The 16,338-nt window shown below is 38.8% G+C and carries 16 protein-coding genes; 13 read left to right on the top strand and 3 right to left on the bottom strand.

Features of this window, described 5'->3' with window-relative positions; all coding sequences use genetic code 11:
* The first annotated feature begins 182 nt into the window (after positions 1–182).
* The 5 genes from ICJ55_RS07445 (at position 183) to aroA (ending at position 6,706) form a co-directional block, all read left to right on the top strand.
* Positions 183–1,271: a calcium:cation antiporter gene (locus ICJ55_RS07445; RefSeq protein ID WP_188156232.1), complete on the top strand. Its 1,089-nt coding sequence runs from the start codon at positions 183–185 to the stop codon at positions 1,269–1,271.
* A 106-nt stretch (positions 1,272–1,377) separates the two neighbouring features.
* Positions 1,378–2,004 carry a 23S rRNA (uridine(2552)-2'-O)-methyltransferase RlmE gene (rlmE, locus tag ICJ55_RS07450; RefSeq protein ID WP_188156233.1) on the top strand — a complete coding sequence of 209 codons (627 nt, stop codon included), beginning with the start codon at positions 1,378–1,380 and terminating at the stop codon, positions 2,002–2,004.
* A 119-nt stretch (positions 2,005–2,123) separates the two neighbouring features.
* Entirely contained in the window at positions 2,124–4,070 is a 1,947-nt protein-coding gene (gene ftsH / locus ICJ55_RS07455) for an ATP-dependent zinc metalloprotease FtsH (protein ID WP_188156234.1), read from the top strand.
* 199 nt (positions 4,071–4,269) lie between these two features.
* The gene (hisC, locus tag ICJ55_RS07460; RefSeq protein ID WP_188156235.1) at positions 4,270–5,364 is read left to right on the top strand and encodes a histidinol-phosphate transaminase; all 1,095 of its coding nucleotides are present in this window, start codon (positions 4,270–4,272) and stop codon (positions 5,362–5,364) included.
* 43 nt (positions 5,365–5,407) lie between these two features.
* Positions 5,408–6,706: a 3-phosphoshikimate 1-carboxyvinyltransferase gene (aroA, locus tag ICJ55_RS07465; RefSeq protein ID WP_188156236.1), complete on the top strand. Its 1,299-nt coding sequence runs from the start codon at positions 5,408–5,410 to the stop codon at positions 6,704–6,706.
* 48 nt (positions 6,707–6,754) lie between these two features.
* On the opposite strand, the gene ICJ55_RS07470 is transcribed toward aroA, so the two are convergent.
* The 3 genes from ICJ55_RS07470 to ICJ55_RS07480 form a co-directional block, all read right to left on the bottom strand.
* The gene (locus tag ICJ55_RS07470) at positions 6,755–7,333 is read right to left on the bottom strand and encodes a TIGR04211 family SH3 domain-containing protein (RefSeq protein ID WP_425168896.1); all 579 of its coding nucleotides are present in this window, start codon (positions 7,331–7,333) and stop codon (positions 6,755–6,757) included.
* 95 nt (positions 7,334–7,428) lie between these two features.
* Complete coding sequence (locus ICJ55_RS07475) at positions 7,429–8,694, bottom strand: inorganic phosphate transporter (protein ID WP_188156237.1); 1,266 nt, start codon at positions 8,692–8,694, stop codon at positions 7,429–7,431.
* Between the two features lie 8 nt (positions 8,695–8,702).
* Positions 8,703–9,383 carry a TIGR00153 family protein gene (locus tag ICJ55_RS07480; RefSeq protein ID WP_188156238.1) on the bottom strand — a complete coding sequence of 227 codons (681 nt, stop codon included), beginning with the start codon at positions 9,381–9,383 and terminating at the stop codon, positions 8,703–8,705.
* Positions 9,384–9,640: 257 nt separating this feature from the next.
* Here ICJ55_RS07480 and ICJ55_RS07485 point away from each other — a divergent pair, with 257 nt between their 5' ends.
* The 8 genes from ICJ55_RS07485 (at position 9,641) to ICJ55_RS07520 (ending at position 16,296) form a co-directional block, all read left to right on the top strand.
* Entirely contained in the window at positions 9,641–11,104 is a 1,464-nt protein-coding gene (locus ICJ55_RS07485; RefSeq protein ID WP_188156239.1) for a replicative DNA helicase, read from the top strand.
* Positions 11,088–11,402 (top strand): YcgL domain-containing protein, encoded by a 315-nt coding sequence (locus ICJ55_RS07490; protein WP_188156240.1) that lies wholly within the window; start codon positions 11,088–11,090, stop codon positions 11,400–11,402. The genes ICJ55_RS07485 and ICJ55_RS07490 overlap by 17 nt, the downstream gene beginning before the upstream one ends.
* The gene (gene nrdR, locus ICJ55_RS07495) at positions 11,402–11,851 is read left to right on the top strand and encodes a transcriptional regulator NrdR (RefSeq protein WP_025236064.1); all 450 of its coding nucleotides are present in this window, start codon (positions 11,402–11,404) and stop codon (positions 11,849–11,851) included. The genes ICJ55_RS07490 and nrdR overlap by 1 nt, the downstream gene beginning before the upstream one ends.
* Positions 11,852–11,860: 9 nt before the next feature.
* Positions 11,861–12,640: a peroxide stress protein YaaA gene (gene yaaA, locus ICJ55_RS07500; RefSeq protein WP_188156241.1), complete on the top strand. Its 780-nt coding sequence runs from the start codon at positions 11,861–11,863 to the stop codon at positions 12,638–12,640.
* On the top strand, positions 12,633–13,211 hold the full coding sequence (locus tag ICJ55_RS07505; protein WP_425168880.1) for an ABC transporter ATPase: 579 nt from the start codon (positions 12,633–12,635) through the stop codon (positions 13,209–13,211). The genes yaaA and ICJ55_RS07505 overlap by 8 nt, the downstream gene beginning before the upstream one ends.
* Positions 13,208–14,113: a cation diffusion facilitator family transporter gene (locus ICJ55_RS07510; protein WP_188156242.1), complete on the top strand. Its 906-nt coding sequence runs from the start codon at positions 13,208–13,210 to the stop codon at positions 14,111–14,113. Before ICJ55_RS07505 ends, ICJ55_RS07510 begins: the two co-directional genes overlap by 4 nt.
* Entirely contained in the window at positions 14,113–14,868 is a 756-nt protein-coding gene (locus tag ICJ55_RS07515) for a Zn-ribbon-containing protein (RefSeq protein ID WP_188156243.1), read from the top strand. Before ICJ55_RS07510 ends, ICJ55_RS07515 begins: the two co-directional genes overlap by 1 nt.
* A gap of 102 nt (positions 14,869–14,970) precedes the next feature.
* On the top strand, positions 14,971–16,296 hold the full coding sequence (locus tag ICJ55_RS07520) for an L-cystine transporter (RefSeq protein ID WP_188156244.1): 1,326 nt from the start codon (positions 14,971–14,973) through the stop codon (positions 16,294–16,296).
* Positions 16,297–16,338 lie beyond the last annotated feature (42 nt).

Here is a 16,338-nt window from a genome sequence, read left to right on the forward strand (position 1 = left end):
AATTTCATTTATTGTAGTGAGAAAAAATCGATTTTGGCTGAGTTTTTTAGGATTTTTAAAAAGGATTTAGCTGATTAAGAATAAATAGGTATTACTTATTTCTTATATTTCTCTACAACTAAAAATCTTTTTGATAGAATGCCAAAATGGACTACATAACTAATTAATATTAAGGAGAATTTATGCCAACAGTACAAAAAGGTCATCAGCCTTTGCCGATTTGGTCGCTTCTATTACCTATTGCCGCTTGGATTATCTACTTTGTAGGCGTAAAAGAAAGCGTATTTTTACAATTAGTAGCCGGTGCTTTTTTAATTGGAAGTGTTTTATCAGCCGTTCATCACGCCGAAGTAGTTGCACATAAAGTAGGTGAGCCTTTTGGTACTATTATTCTTGCATTAGCCATTACTGTGCTCGAGGTATCACTTATTGTTTCACTAATGGTTGCCGGTGGTGATAACACTGCGTATTTAGCTCGAGATACCGTTTTTGCTGCAATAATGCTTATCCTAAACGGGATTTTAGGCGGTTGTTTGTTAATTGGTGGATTAAAACACCGTGAGCAATTTTTCAGCCAAAAATCAGCAACAACGGCATTAGTTACCTTAGTCGTAATTTTAGTGATTACTTTAGTATTACCGAACTTTACCACAAGTACAGAAGGTGCAACCTATAGCCCTTCTCAATTAATTTTTGTTGCAATTGCCTCTATTGTGCTTTATGCATCATTTATTTTAATTCAGACAGTTCGCCATCGTGATTATTTCTTAGTTGAAGATGATGACAACCCATCGCATCACGCAGAACCGCCTTCAACTAAAGTAGCATTAATAAGTTTATTATTTTTGATCATTTGTTTAGGTATTGTGGTATTTCTAGCTAAGGCACTTTCGCCATCTATTGAACAAATGGTGTTAGGTGCGGGTGCACCGGTAGCATTAGTAGGGGTAATTATTGCAGCAGTGGTGTTATTACCGGAAGGATTAGCTGCATTAACAGCAGCACGCCGTAACCGTTTACAAACCAGTATTAACCTTGCATTAGGCTCTGCTGTGGCAAGTATCGGCTTAACTATTCCGGCGGTAGCTATTGTTTGTGTAATTTATGATATCAATATGGTGCTGGGTTTAGACTGGAAATCAATGGTATTACTTTCACTTTCTTCTTTTGTGGCAATGCTTTCACTTAATCACGGTCAAACTAATATACTTTATGGTATCGTATTACTCGTAATTTTAGCGACTTATGTGTTTACTGTAATTGTTCCTTAGATATATCAATATTCAATAGATGACGGAGATTAATTTTTCGTTATCTATTGAATTTGTTAATTTAAACCTTATTATTAATTATTGGATTAACTAAACAAAAAGAAAAATGGGTAGAAAACGTAGTGCAAGTTCCTCTCGTTGGCTTGCGGAACATTTTAAAGATCAATTTGTACAAAAAGCACATAAGCAAAAATTACGCTCTCGTGCATATTTTAAATTAGATGAAATTCAGCAAACCGACCGTTTATTTAAACCGGGTATGACGGTTGTTGATTTAGGTGCAGCACCGGGTGGCTGGTCGCAATATGTGGTTACACAAATCGGTAGTAAAGGCAGAGTTATTGCTTGTGATATTTTAGATATGAACCCGATTGTCGGTGTGGATTTTTTACAAGGCGATTTCCGTGAAGAATCAGTTCTGAATGCGTTATTGGAGCGTGTTGGGGAAGATAAAGTTGATGTGGTAATGTCTGATATGGCACCTAATTTCAGCGGTATGCCTTCTGTTGATATTCCTCGTGCGATGTATTTGGTAGAATTAGCATTAGATATGTGCCGTCAAGTATTAGCACCAAAAGGCAGCTTTGTGGTTAAGGTGTTTCAGGGGGAAGGATTTGATGAGTATCTCAGAGAAATTCGTTCACTATTTAGTGTAGTAAAAGTCAGAAAACCGGAGGCTTCAAGAGATCGTTCTCGAGAAGTTTATATAGTTGCAACGGGCTATAAAGGCTAGAAACCACACAAGCGGTTGTTTTTTGCTAAAATTTTGCAAAAAAGTTAAGAAATTTAACCGCTTTTATAGTAACCTTAAACAGTTTTTATTAAGAAGATAGGGGATTAACCTTGAACGATATGGTTAAAAATATTTTGCTTTGGGTGGTGGTTGCCATTGTAATGATGACTGCCTACGAAGGCTTCAATTCTAATTTTGGTGGAGCTTCGAACACTGTGCCATATTCGACTTTTTTGAGTGATATTAAAGAAAATCGCTTAAAAGGGGTCGATTTCAAACAGAATGACGACACTATTGTGGTTACCAAGAACGATGGTGCAACCTACCAAACAGTAATGCCAATGTATGATGAATATCTAATGGCAGATTTAGCGAAAACCAATGCAGTGATTACAGGACAACCGGCAGAGCGTCGTGGTTTGTTATCGCAAATCTTGATTTCGTGGTTCCCAATGTTGCTATTGATCGGCTTCTACATCTTCTATATGCGACAAATGCAAGGCGGGGGTGGTCGAGGTGCAATGGGCTTTGGTAAAAGCAAAGCGAAAATGCTGACGGCAGATGAAGTCAAAACCCGTTTCTCTGATGTTGCCGGCTGTGATGAAGCAAAAGAAGAAGTAGGTGAAGTCGTTGAATTCTTGCGTGATCCAAGCAAATTCCAAAAACTAGGCGGACGTATCCCAAAAGGGATCTTAATGGTTGGACCTCCGGGAACTGGTAAAACCTTATTGGCAAAAGCAATTGCCGGTGAAGCTCGCGTGCCGTTCTTTACGATGGCGGGTTCGGACTTCGTTGAGATGTTCGTTGGTGTGGGTGCTTCACGCGTGCGTGATCTTTTCGACCAAGCGAAGAAAAATGCCCCTTGTATCATCTTTATTGATGAAATTGATGCAGTAGGTCGTAAACGTGGCGGTGCCGGCTTTAGTGGCGGACACGATGAGCGTGAACAAACTCTAAACCAAATGCTAGTGGAAATGGACGGTTTTGAAGGCTCTGAAGGTGTAATTATCATTGCAGCGACCAACCGTGCTGATGTGCTCGATGATGCTTTAACCCGTCCGGGTCGTTTTGACCGCCAAGTAACGGTTGATTTACCGAATGTAAAAGGTCGTGAGCAGATCTTGAAAGTTCACTTGAAAAAAGTACCGCTTGCAGAAGGTGTTGATCCTATGCAAATTGCTCGTGGTACACCGGGTTATTCAGGGGCACAATTAGCGAACTTAGTGAATGAAGCTGCATTGTTTGCAGCACGTAAAAATAAACGTGTAGTAACAATGGAAGATTTTGAAGAAGCCCGTGATAAAATCAATATGGGTCCGGAACGTCGTTCAAACACAATGACGGAAAAAGAGATTATTAACACGGCTTATCACGAAGCTGGACACGTTATTGTCGGTTATTTAATGCCGGAACACGATCCATTGAATAAAGTAACTATTGTACCTCGTGGTCAAGCACTCGGTTTTGCACAGTTCTTACCGGAAGGCGACCGTGTAAGTGAGACCTTCACCAAATTAGAAAGTCAGCTTTCAACTTTATTTGCAGGTCGTATCGCTGAAGGTTTGATTTTCGGGGAAGATAAAATCACCACAGGGGCATCATCAGATATTCACCGTGCGACCCAAATTGCACGAGCAATGGTAACGCAATGGGGCTTCTCAAAAGAACTAGGTCCTATCTTCTATCAGAATGAAGATGGAATGGGGGCGATTAAAGGGGTATCTGAAGAATCGCAAAAATTAATTGATACTGAAATGCGTAAGATCATTGATAGAAACTATCAGCGTGCGAAGCAAACGCTAGAAGAAAATATGGATATCTTACACGCAATGAAAGATGCCTTATTGAAGTACGAAACCTTAGATAGCAAACAAATTGATGATTTAATGGCTCGTCGTCCGGTAGGAGAACCATCAGGTTGGAGTGATACACCGACTAAAGATGATAATGCAACACCACCAAGTGGTGAACAAGCAGCTGATACTACTTCTATCACGTTAGATGATAAGCCAACTAAGGATAACAATATTGGTGATTCCCTTGCTGATACTAAAGCGGAACACTAATAGATAAATTAAAAGCCGAGAGCAAATTGCTCTCGGTTTTTTTGTTTGCAAGCGGTCGTTTTTGACTAATTTTTTGCAAATAGAGCGGATAATTAACTTGTAATAATTTCTTGCCGTTTGTAACAAATTTTTTACTAGCAAAATAGTCCTTTCTCCTCTAAAATCACTCGATATTTTAATAAGAAAAACAGAGGTTATTATGCAATTTTTCAACATCGCCAATGAAGGGGTGAAATCGCTTTCGCCTTATCAAGCAGGAAAGCCTATTGAGGAATTAGAACGTGAATTGGGTATTCAAAATATCATCAAACTGGCTTCAAATGAAAATCCGTTTGGTTTCCCTGAAAGTGCTAAACAGGCGATTATCAACCAACTTGATGATTTAACGCGTTACCCTGATTCAAACGGGTTTGATCTTAAATCGACTATCGCAAAAAAATTCAACCTACAACCAAATCAAATTACTTTAGGTAATGGTTCAAATGATTTATTAGAGCTATTTGCTCATACCTTTGCCAGCGATAAAGATGAAATTATCTATTCGCAATATGCTTTTATTGTGTACCCTTTAGTCACAAAAGCGATTAATGCAGTTGCTCGTGAAATTCCTGCTAAAAATTGGGGGCACGATTTAGCGGGCTTTTTAGCAGCAATCAACGAAAAAACCAAGCTGATTTTTATTGCAAACCCAAATAACCCAACGGGTAACTTCTTAACGCAAGCTGAAATTGAGGCTTTCTTAGCAAAAGTGCCAAGCAATGTCATTGTGGTGTTAGATGAGGCTTATACCGAATTTACGGCTGCGGAAGAAAGAATTGATTCTTTCGGTTTATTAGCAAAATACCCAAATTTAATTGTTTCTCGCTCACTTTCTAAAGCCTATGGTTTAGCGGGGCTTCGTATTGGTTATGCGGTGTCAGCTCCTGAAATTGCGGACTTATTAAATCGTGTTCGCCAGCCGTTTAACTGCAACAGCCTTGCATTAGCTTCTGCTATTGCGGTGATGAATGATGATACTTTTGTACAAAAAGTTGCAAAAAATAACCGCTTGGAAATGGCTCGTTTTGAGGCATTTTGCCAAGCAAACGGGTTGGACTATATCCCATCTAAAGGTAATTTCATTACCATTGATTTTAAACGTCCTGCTGCTCCCATTTATGAAGCATTATTGCGTGAAGGTGTAATTGTTCGCCCCATTGCAGGTTACGGAATGCCAAATCATTTGCGTGTGAGTATTGGTCTGCCCGAAGAAAATGACAGATTTTTTACTGCTTTATTGAAAGTGTTAGCTTAACAAGCGGTCTCTTTTTATCAAAATTTTACAAAAATAGAAACAAATGGAAAAATTAACATTAAATCCGATTTCTCGAGTAGAAGGGGAAATCAACTTACCCGGCTCAAAAAGCCTGTCTAATCGTGCATTATTACTGGCAGCATTAGCGAAAGGTACAACACGTGTTACCAATTTATTAGATAGTGATGATATTCGCCATATGCTTAATGCGTTAAAAGCCTTAGGTGTGCAGTATCAGCTTTCAGAAGACAAAACCATTTGTGAAGTACAAGGCATTGGCAGAGCTTTTCAAGCTCAAGATGGCTTATCACTCTTTTTAGGGAATGCAGGTACGGCAATGCGACCATTAGCCGCAGCATTGTGTTTAAAAGGCGAGAGCAAGGCTCAAATTATTTTGACAGGTGAGCCTCGAATGAAAGAACGTCCAATCAAGCATTTAGTTGATGCCTTACATCAAGTTGGGGCAGAAGTCCAATATTTAGAAAATGAAGGCTATCCGCCATTAGCCATAACAAATAGTGGCTTAAATGGTGGAAAAGTACAAATTGATGGCTCAATTTCCAGCCAGTTCTTAACCGCATTATTGATGTCTGCACCTTTAGCTGAAAATGATATGGAAATTGAAATTATTGGTGAGCTGGTTTCAAAACCTTATATCGATATTACGCTATCAATGATGAAAGATTTTGGGGTAACAGTTGAAAACCGTGATTACAGAACATTTTTGGTGAAAGGCAATCAAATCTATATCGCACCACAAGGCAATTATTTAGTAGAAGGTGATGCTTCATCTGCCTCTTATTTCTTAGCTGCTGGGGCAATTAAAGGTAATGTTAAAGTTACGGGCATTGGTAAAAAATCAATACAAGGCGACCGCTTGTTTGCTGATGTATTAGAGGCAATGGGGGCAAAAATCACTTGGGGTGAGGATTTTATCCAAGCAGAGCAAGCCCCATTAAAAGGTGTGGATATGGATATGAACCATATTCCTGATGCGGCAATGACGATTGCTACCACTGCCTTATTTGCGGAAGGGGAAACAGTTATTCGTAATATCTACAATTGGCGGGTAAAAGAAACTGACCGTTTAGCGGCAATGGCTACGGAATTACGCAAAATCGGGGCAATTGTTGAAGAAGGTGAAGATTTTATCCGTATTCAACCTCTTGAATTGGATAAATTCCAACACGCAGAAATTGAAACTTATAACGATCACCGAATGGCGATGTGTTTTTCATTAATTGCGTTGTCTAATACACCAGTAATGATTTTAGATCCAAACTGTACGGCAAAAACCTTCCCGACCTATTTTACTGAGTTAGAGAAATTATCGGTAAGATAGAAATGAAAAAAGGATTTAGTTTTAAGCTAAATCCTTTTTATCTTTTTATTAAGCCCAACCACCACTATTACGTTTACGGCGAGGAATTAAGAATGGTACAAGTAAACCGAGTAGTAAACCAGCCCCTAAAACAGCACCACCGTAGATAAACCATTGAATTACAATTTCACGCTTTTCAGAATCGTGCATTGTTTCTAAATCACGGTTTTTGTTTTTTAAGATCTCAAGTTCACGCTTTAGCTGAGCATTTTCTTCTACTAAATCACTGCTTTTTTGGACAGCATCTTGTGTTCTGCGTTGCATTTCTGCGGTACGCTGCTGCCATTCAGTATCAATTTTACTCAAGCGATTTGTTAAATCTTGAACTTGTTGATTTAACTGTGGAATAAGCTCTTTGGGGCTTGCGGTATTGCTTAAATCAGAGTTTAATACCCAGCCTTCACGGCTTCGACTGTCTCTAATTAGGCTATAACGTTCTTTTTTATCTAATACCGTTACTTTTTCCCCTGCTTGGATTGCACCGGAAATTCTAAAATTATCTCCCGCACCTTTACGCATATAGGTATTGAGGTTTTCACTAATATATTGCGTTTGAGCGAGTGTAGGAAGAGCAGAGCAGGATAACATTCCTACGAGTAAATAAATGATTTTTTTCATAATTCTCCTTGCAATCTAAAAAAGGAAAGGGGTAAACGAGTTACCCCTAAACAATAGTAAGTGAATTAAATAAAAATTGCACTCAGAATATAGTAGATAATAATTGCAAGTAATGCACCTGCTGGTAAGGTAATAACCCAAGAAGCTACGATGTTACGGATTATGCCGATGTTTAATGCTGCGATACCTCGAGCAAAGGCAACACCAATTACTGCACCCACAAGTGTTTGTGTGGTAGAAATTGGAAGACCTGTGCCAGAAGCAATAACCACGGTAACCGAGCAGGAAAATTCTGCTGAGAAGCCACGACTTGGGGTTAAATCAGTAATACCTGTGCCGATAGTACCCATTACTTTATAGCCCATTAAAGCAAGACCAACTGCAATACCAGCCGCACCTAGTGGTAAAATCCACGGGGCCATTACTGCTTTGCCTTCAACCACACCACCATTTTCTATTGTTGAAACGATTGCAGCCAAAGGGCCGATCGCATTTGCTACATCGTTTGAACCGTGTGCGAATGCCATAGCACAGGCGGTAATAAGCATTAAAATACTGAATACTTTTTCCACGCTACCAAAATTAGATGTATCTTTTAGTCTAGCTTTGAAAGCGTTACTGCGTAAGTAGAACACGCAACCAATTGAAGAAAGTACGGAAATTCCTGCCGATAATAAAATTGTTTCCCAAGTAGAAAAATCTAAACCGACGTGTTTTAAGCCTTTTTCCAGCGTAACAATGCAAATGATAAATACAGTTAATAGAGTGTAATAGGGTGCATATTTCTCTGCATTTTTCATTGGTGCATCGGTATCAAAAATTAATTTTTGCGTTGAGGTAAAGATAAGATAGGCAATCACACCAGCAATAAACGGTGTAATAAACCAGCTGCCGATAATACCACCGAATTTTGACCAGCGAACGGCTTCCATACCAACGGTTACAAGAGCAAAGCCAACGATTGCCCCGATAATGGTATGAGTAGTAGAGACAGGCCAGCCTTTTTGTGAAGCAATTAATAGCCAAATCCCTGCAGCACAAAGGGCTGACATCATACCAATAATCAGAATATCTGGGCGACCGACGAATACTTCAGAAGCAATAATGCCACTCTTAATCGTCTCTGCCACCTCACCACCAGCGAGATAAGCACCGAAAAATTCAAAGACTAAGGCAATGTAAATGGCTTGTTTGGCAGTAATAGTACGAGAGCCAACAGACGTACCCATTGCATTTGCAGCATCGTTTGCACCAATACCAAATGCCATAATAAAGCCAAAAATGGCAGAAATAACAATGATCGTAAACCCGTAGTTATTAATCAGTTCCATTACAACTCCTATGATTTTGCTAACATCAATTCAATACGAGAACCGATTCGTTGGGCTTGATCGGCTAAAATACTGATACGTTCGATACATTTGTATAAGAACATTACATCAATTGGGTTAAGCGTTTTTTCCAATGATAACAGGGTATGGCGTAATGTGATTTGGTATTGATCTGTATCGTCTTCGATCTGGTCGAGTTCAAGAATCATCTTATTGACGAAATCTAATTCTCTACCTCTAAAGCCGGTTTCTAATAATTGATCCATTTCGTCTAATACTTTTCGTACTTGACGGCTGGCATCAATACTACGAGAAAGGAATTTTTTGAAAAGCGGTTGCATTTCTGCAGGAATTACTAATTGGCGTCCGATAATGCGACCTGAAATATCTCTAGAATAGTTTGCCAGTTTGTCTAATTGTGTTACTAGCTCTAGTAAATCCGTTCTTTCTAAAGGCATAAACAAGCCACGAGGAAGTTTTAGGCGGATTTCACGTTTTAATGCATCTGCACGGCGTTCTAAATCAACAATTTGACCACGAACTAAAGAGGCTTTTTCCCAATTATGTTCAAAAGTAGCCTCAAAAAAAGATTCTAATAATTCGCTACATTCTACAACTTTATTTGAGTGTTGCTGTAACGGTTTAAGTGGGGACTGGGCGAATAAACCTAAAATGTTATTCAGTGCCATAGAATATCTCCATAGTGATAAATTTAAAATGACTTCCAATTTGAAATCTTGCGTATTTTACTTGATGTATCAGCAAAGATCACGGCATAACGAGTGTTTTTTAAACAAGCGGTCGAATTTTGTAAGCATTTTGCAAAAATTTAAAGAAATTTGACCGCTTGCTATTGTTCGAATAAGGTATAAAAAATGCAAATTTCAATTTAATGTAAATTCCGATAAACTATACCAATCAAACTTTATTTAAATAAGAGATGAAAATGGCAGAATATAACGGCACACCTCGTGAAAAAGTAAAAGATAAGCAAGTTGAGCAGATTAGCATTTCTCCGCATTCTATTGAGGCAGAGCAGGCAGTGCTTGGTGGCATTATGCTAAGTAACGATCATTGGGATAATGTGGCTGAGCGTGTGCAACCGCACGATTTTTATAATTATGCACACCGTATTATTTTTGAGCAAATGGCAGATTTGGTGCGTGCTAACAAACCTGTTGATATTATTACTCTCGACCAAGCGTTAAAAGACAAAGGCGTGCTACAAGATGTGGGCGGTTTTGCTTACCTTGCAGAACTCTCTAAAAACACCCCAAGTGCAGCAAATATCCTTGCTTATGCGGATATTGTTCGGGATCGTTCCGATTTAAGAAGTGTTATCAGTGCAGGCAATCAAATTGCGGAAATGGGTTATAAGACCAAAGGAAGAAATTCTAAAGAGGTTTTAGACGAAGCTGAGCGTATCGTGTTTGAAATTGCCGAAAAGCGAAATAATGCCAATGAAGGTCCGCAACGTATTGATGATATTTTGTTAAAAACGTTGGCGAGGATGGATACTTTGTCTAAAAATCGTCATAACGGTGGGGTAACGGGCGTTTCCACCGGTTTTACCGATCTCAATAAAAAAACGGCTGGATTACAGCCTTCGGATTTAATTATTGTTGCTGCTCGTCCTTCAATGGGAAAAACAACTTTTGCGATGAATTTATGCGAAAATGCCTCGCTCATTGATATTGAAGATAAAGACGATTTAGATGAAAACGGCAATCCAAAGAAAAAGCCGGCAAAACCTGTACTGATTTTCAGCCTTGAGATGCCAGCCGATCAAATTATGATGCGTATGTTAGCTTCACTTTCTCGAGTGGATCAAACTAAGATCCGAACAGGGCAAATCTCAGATGATGAAGATACCGCCAAAATTTCTACCACAATGGCAATTTTGCAAGAGCGTAATAATATCTATATTGATGACAGTTCAGGCTTAACGCCAACAGAGCTTCGTTCCCGAGCGAGACGTGTATACCGTGAAAATGGCGGCTTGAGTTTGATTATGGTTGACTATTTACAATTAATGCGTGCTCCGGGTTTTTCCGATAACCGAACGCTTGAAATTGCAGAAATCTCCCGCTCACTGAAAGCCTTAGCCAAAGAGTTAGAAGTTCCTGTAGTGGCACTTTCACAGCTTAATCGTAGCTTAGAGCAGCGTGCAGATAAACGCCCGGTAAACTCTGATTTGCGTGAATCGGGGTCTATTGAGCAAGATGCAGACTTAATTATGTTTATTTACCGTGATGAAGTTTACAATGACAATTCTGATCTTAAAGGTATTGCTGAGATTATTATCGGTAAACAGCGTAACGGTCCTATTGGACGAGTGAGATTAACCTTTCAAGGGCAATATTCCCGATTTGATAACTATAGTGGCGGACATTATGACGACGAATACTAAACCAATGACACTTTGTGCGATTTATAAAAGTAAAGCAAAAGATGAAATGTATTTATATGTAGAAAAGCGAGATCAATTTGAACAAGTTCCGGAGACTTTACGTCAAATGTTTGGCAAACCTGAATTTGTGATGATGTTCAATTTAGCAGGCGATAAACAGCTGGTTCGAGCTAAAAACGAAGAAGTTTTGCAAAAATTAGCAGAACAGGGTTACTATTTGCAAATGCCTCCACCGCCGGAAAATTTGCATAAAGTTTTTATCGCACAGCAAGCAGCACAACAAAAAGGGGAAAAATAATGCGTTGCCCGTTTTGTTCAACCGAAGAAACCAAAGTGATTGATTCACGCTTGGCGGCAAACGGCTACCAAATTCGCCGTCGCCGTGAATGTGTGGGGTGCAAAGAACGCTTTACCACCTTTGAATCGGCAGAATTGGTTGTGCCTTATGTGATTAAAAATAACGGCAGTCGAGAGCCGTTTGATGCTGAAAAGCTCAGAATGGGTTTAAGACGAGCTTTAAACAAACGCCCTGTGAGTGCTGATGATGTAGAAAAAGCCATCAGCCAAATTATCATTCAGCTACAAGCAATGGGCGAGCGAGAAGTGCCAAGCCGTCATATCGGCACACTTGCAATGAATGCGTTAAAACAACTAGATAAAGTGGCTTACATCCGTTTTGCCTCCATATATTTGAGTTTTAGCGATATTGAGGAATTCACAAAAGAAATTGAAAAATTAAAAGAGTAAAGGATCAATATGTTAGCCATTATTTCACCTGCTAAAACCCTTGATTTTGAAACTAAAATTGACGGATTTGCATTTTCTCAGCCAAATTTGACCGCTTACAGTCAAGAGTTAATTGATATTTGCAAACAACTTTCGCCTGCGGAAGTTGGGAGTTTGATGTCAATTAGTGATAAGTTAGCCGCTCTGAATGTCGCTCGCTTTACCGAATGGCAACTTGAGCATAACGAACAAAATGCAAAAGCAGCGATTTTTGCCTTTAAGGGCGATGTTTATACAGGGCTAGATGCAGAAACCTTAACCAAAGAGCAAATAGAATATGCACAAAATCATTTACGTATGTTATCAGGCTTATACGGTTTATTAAAACCGTTAGATTTAATGCAGCCATATCGCTTAGAAATGGGAACAAAATTGGCTAATGCTAAAGGTAAAGATCTTTACGCTTTTTGGGGCAATACTATTACAGAAAATTTACAAAAAGCGATTGATGAACAAGGTGATGATATTTTAGTTAATCTTGCCTCTGATGAATATTATGGAGCGGTTAAACCACAAAATCTAAATGCAACGATCATTAAGCCAGTTTTTTTAGACGAGAAAAACGGTAAATATAAAGTGATTAGCTTTTATGCCAAAAAAGCTCGTGGAATGATGGTGCGTTTTATGTTGGAAAATCAACCAACTAAAATTGAACAACTCAAGCAGTTTAACTACGGTGGATATTGGTTTGATGAGGAAAGTTCAACCGCAACAGAGTTGGTTTTCAAGCGAGAAGAGCAAAATGATTAAGCGTTTATTTAGCGGGCGAATGTTATTCGCCCCTACTATTTTGATGATAGCAGGTTGCGTTAGTCAAAACGAACAATTTTCTGTGCCGGAAAAAGTAGATTTTCAAGGGCAGACTTACATTAAAGTTACCGCCAATCAGCTTGATGAAATGCAGCATTTACTTTATTTGCCTAAATCCGGAGAGCAAAATCCTGAAAACTGGGAAAAAGGTATCCTGTTTTTCTTAGATAAAAACAGCAAAAATCAGACGTTGGAACAACGATCCGCTTTTCGTCAATCCAGTTTTGCCAAACAACAAGATGTGATTGCGAAATTTAAAATTGAGCAAAACGAGCTCCAGAGTAATGTAATTTATCCGCCAACAGAACGTTTTAATAATGTAATGCTAGAAGTAACGCGTGGGCGTAATTTGGATTGTGGTTATGGGCAGATCCAATTTTCAGATAAAAGATCGTTGAATAACACCGAATTTGCAAAAAAATCGAAAAATTTGACCGCTTACAGCCAAGCAATGACAAAACTTGCTTTTGAATTTAATCAACTTGCTTGGTTAGTTGAATGTAGAAAATGACAGAAAATTATAACAAATTAGTGAAACGAGCTGCGAATTTCGCCATTATTATTGCAGTCTCACTTATCATTATTAAAGCCTTTGCCTGGTGGAAAACAGGCTCAATTTCTATTTTAGCGGCAATGACCGATTCAGTTGTGGATCTGTTTGCGTCACTTACCAATATTTTAGTTCTGCGTTTTGCACTACAACCGGCTGATGATGATCACACTTTCGGACACGGTAAGGCAGAATCTTTGGCTGCACTCGCTCAAAGTGCTTTTATTTCCGGTTCGGCAGTGTTCTTGCTATTGCAAGGCTTCCATAAATTAACCAATCCGGAATTGATTACTCAATCACATATTGGGGTAATTGTCAGTATTGTTTCTATTATAGCGACAGCTATTTTAGTGTTATACCAACGTTATGTGGTGAAAATTACGCAGAGCCCGGCAATTGAAGCAGATTCGCTACATTATCAAACAGATTTATTTATGAATGCGGCGATTTTGGTGGCGATGTTACTTAATGGAGCGGGCTTTATCTATGCAGATGCGATTTTTGCTATCGGTATTGCACTTTATATTGCGTTCAATGCGGTAAAAATGTTTTGGGAGGCGGTACAAACCTTGCTCGATAAATCATTGCCGGATGAAGAAATTGAGCAAATTAAAGAAATTGCTTCGCATCACCCAAATATTTTAGGTATCCACGATATTCAAACTCGTCGTGCCGGGGCTGTGCGTTTTATTCAACTACACTTGGAATTAGATGATCACTTAACACTTTTAGTTGCACACGAAATTACCGATAGTCTTGAGCAGAAATTACTAGAGGCTTTTCCAATGTCAAAAGTGATTATTCATCAAGAACCCACAACGGTGGTTAAGCAAGAATTTCAAGATATGGCAGAGAATATTTAATGTATCAAGTTATCGTTCATTTCAGTTATCAAAATTTTGAACAAGACCCTGTAACGTTAATTGGGCAGATTTTAAATCAATGGTTATATAATGGGCAAGTAATTGGTAGAGAAATGCCGATTACTTTTCATCAAAATGGATTTCAAGCTAGCGTTTGCACGCCTGAGCAAGAGAGTTTATTACCGGATAATAATAGTGAAGAAGTGAATGAAGCACTGTTACAAGCGGTCGAAAATGGCGTAAATTTTACCGGTTTCGAAATTGTTGGGCGTGATTATCAAGGTGAAGAAACAAGCCATAATAAACAGCCTAAATTCCAAATTTTATACACAACGCATTTAGATACCTGTTCGCCACTTTATGATGGTGAGCAATTTGCCCCCATTCCACTATATCGTTTAAAAGATCAAGCATTAAGCGAAGTATTACTAGAGTGGCAGCAAAATTGGCAAGCGTGCGATCTCTTGCAAATGAAAGGATCTGTTTTAGAGGAAAGTGCGTTAATGCAGATCTCGGATAATCGAAGCGAATTGGCAATATCCGGCTTAGATTTATGCAAACAAGTGGAAGAAAAAACGCAGATTCCAACTTTTTATTATCTCTATCGCTTAGGTACAGATGAGCTGGAAGAACACAATAGGAAATGTCCATCTTGTAATTGCGAGTGGAAATTGGCATCGCCATTACACGATATTTTCCATTTTAAATGCGATCATTGCCGTTTAATTTCTAATCTAAGCTGGGAGTTGTTATAACTTTTAGTTATGATAAAGTAACAATTCGTCTTTTAGAAATGCCGTAAACATAATAACCTTGCGGCATTTTTTATTATATGACTATTTATATTGGGAGGCTTTGTGCTTATTCTAAATTTAGCGGTTTTTGCTGCTATTTTATTTTTACTGGCGAGAATTTATAAATCGACGCAAAAACTGGGGCAAACCGTATTTATCGGCTTAGTGTTAGGTCTTGCAAGCGGTGTAATTTTACAAACTTTTTACGAAAAACCTCTTATTGATGCAACACTTGATTGGATCAATTTAGTGGGTAACGGTTATGTACGTTTATTACAAATGATCGTAATGCCGCTTGTCTTTGTTTCAATTCTATCTGCAATTACCCGTTTAAAAGAAGCGGGAGCATTAGGTAAAATCAGTTTTGGTGTGCTTTCAGTGTTATTAGTGACGACTGCAATTTCTGCGGTAATCGGGATTGCATTGGTTTATCTATTCGATCTTTCTGCGGAAGGATTAGTCGCTGGCACTCGTGAAATTGCCGCACAAGAAAAAGTAGGTGGGCGAGCAGAGCAAGTGAGTAATTTATCTGTGCCTGCAATGTTACTGTCTTTTATTCCGAGAAACCCGTTCTTAGAATTAACAGGAGCAAATCCAACATCAATCATTAGCGTGGTTATTTTTTCTGCCTTATTAGGTTTTGCTGCATTAAGTTTAGGTAAAGAAGACAAAAATTTAGGTGAGCGTATCGCTCAAGGTGTGGAAACCTTAAATAAATTAGTAATGCGTTTAGTCCGTTTTGTCATTCGCTTAACGCCTTACGGAGTGTTTGCATTAATGATCAAGATGGCGGCAACTTCGCAATGGAGCGATATTGTAAACTTAGGTAGCTTTATTGTTGCTTCTTATATCGCAATGGCGTTGATGTTTATCGTACACGGTATCTTGCTATTCATCGCCAAAGTGAACCCGTTTGATTATTATAAAAAAGTTTTACCGACATTAAGTTTTGCTTTCACTTCACGCTCAAGTGCAGCAACGATTCCGCTGAATATTGAAACGCAAACGAACAAATTAGGTAACCATAGTGTGATTGCAAACTTTGCTGCAACATTCGGGGCAACTATCGGTCAAAATGGCTGTGCAGGAATTTATCCGGCAATGTTAGCGGTAATGATTGCACCAACAGTGGGTGTTGATCCCTTTAGCTTAAATTATATTTTAACATTGGTTTTAGTGGTTGCTATTTCATCATTTGGGATTGCAGGTGTTGGCGGTGGTGCGACATTTGCGGCAATAGTGGTGCTATCAACCTTAAACTTACCGATTGAGTTAGTAGGATTATTAATTTCTGTTGAACCACTGATCGATATGGGACGTACCGCACTAAATGTAAATGGGGCAATGGTTGCCGGCACAATTACTAATAAATGGGTAAAACCTGAATAAAAAAGATGAAAAAGGGCGATAAAATCGCCCTTTTTTATGGAT

Origin of the sequence: Mannheimia bovis (assembly GCF_014541205.1) — a bacterium.
Classification (GTDB): domain Bacteria; phylum Pseudomonadota; class Gammaproteobacteria; order Enterobacterales; family Pasteurellaceae; genus Mannheimia; species Mannheimia bovis.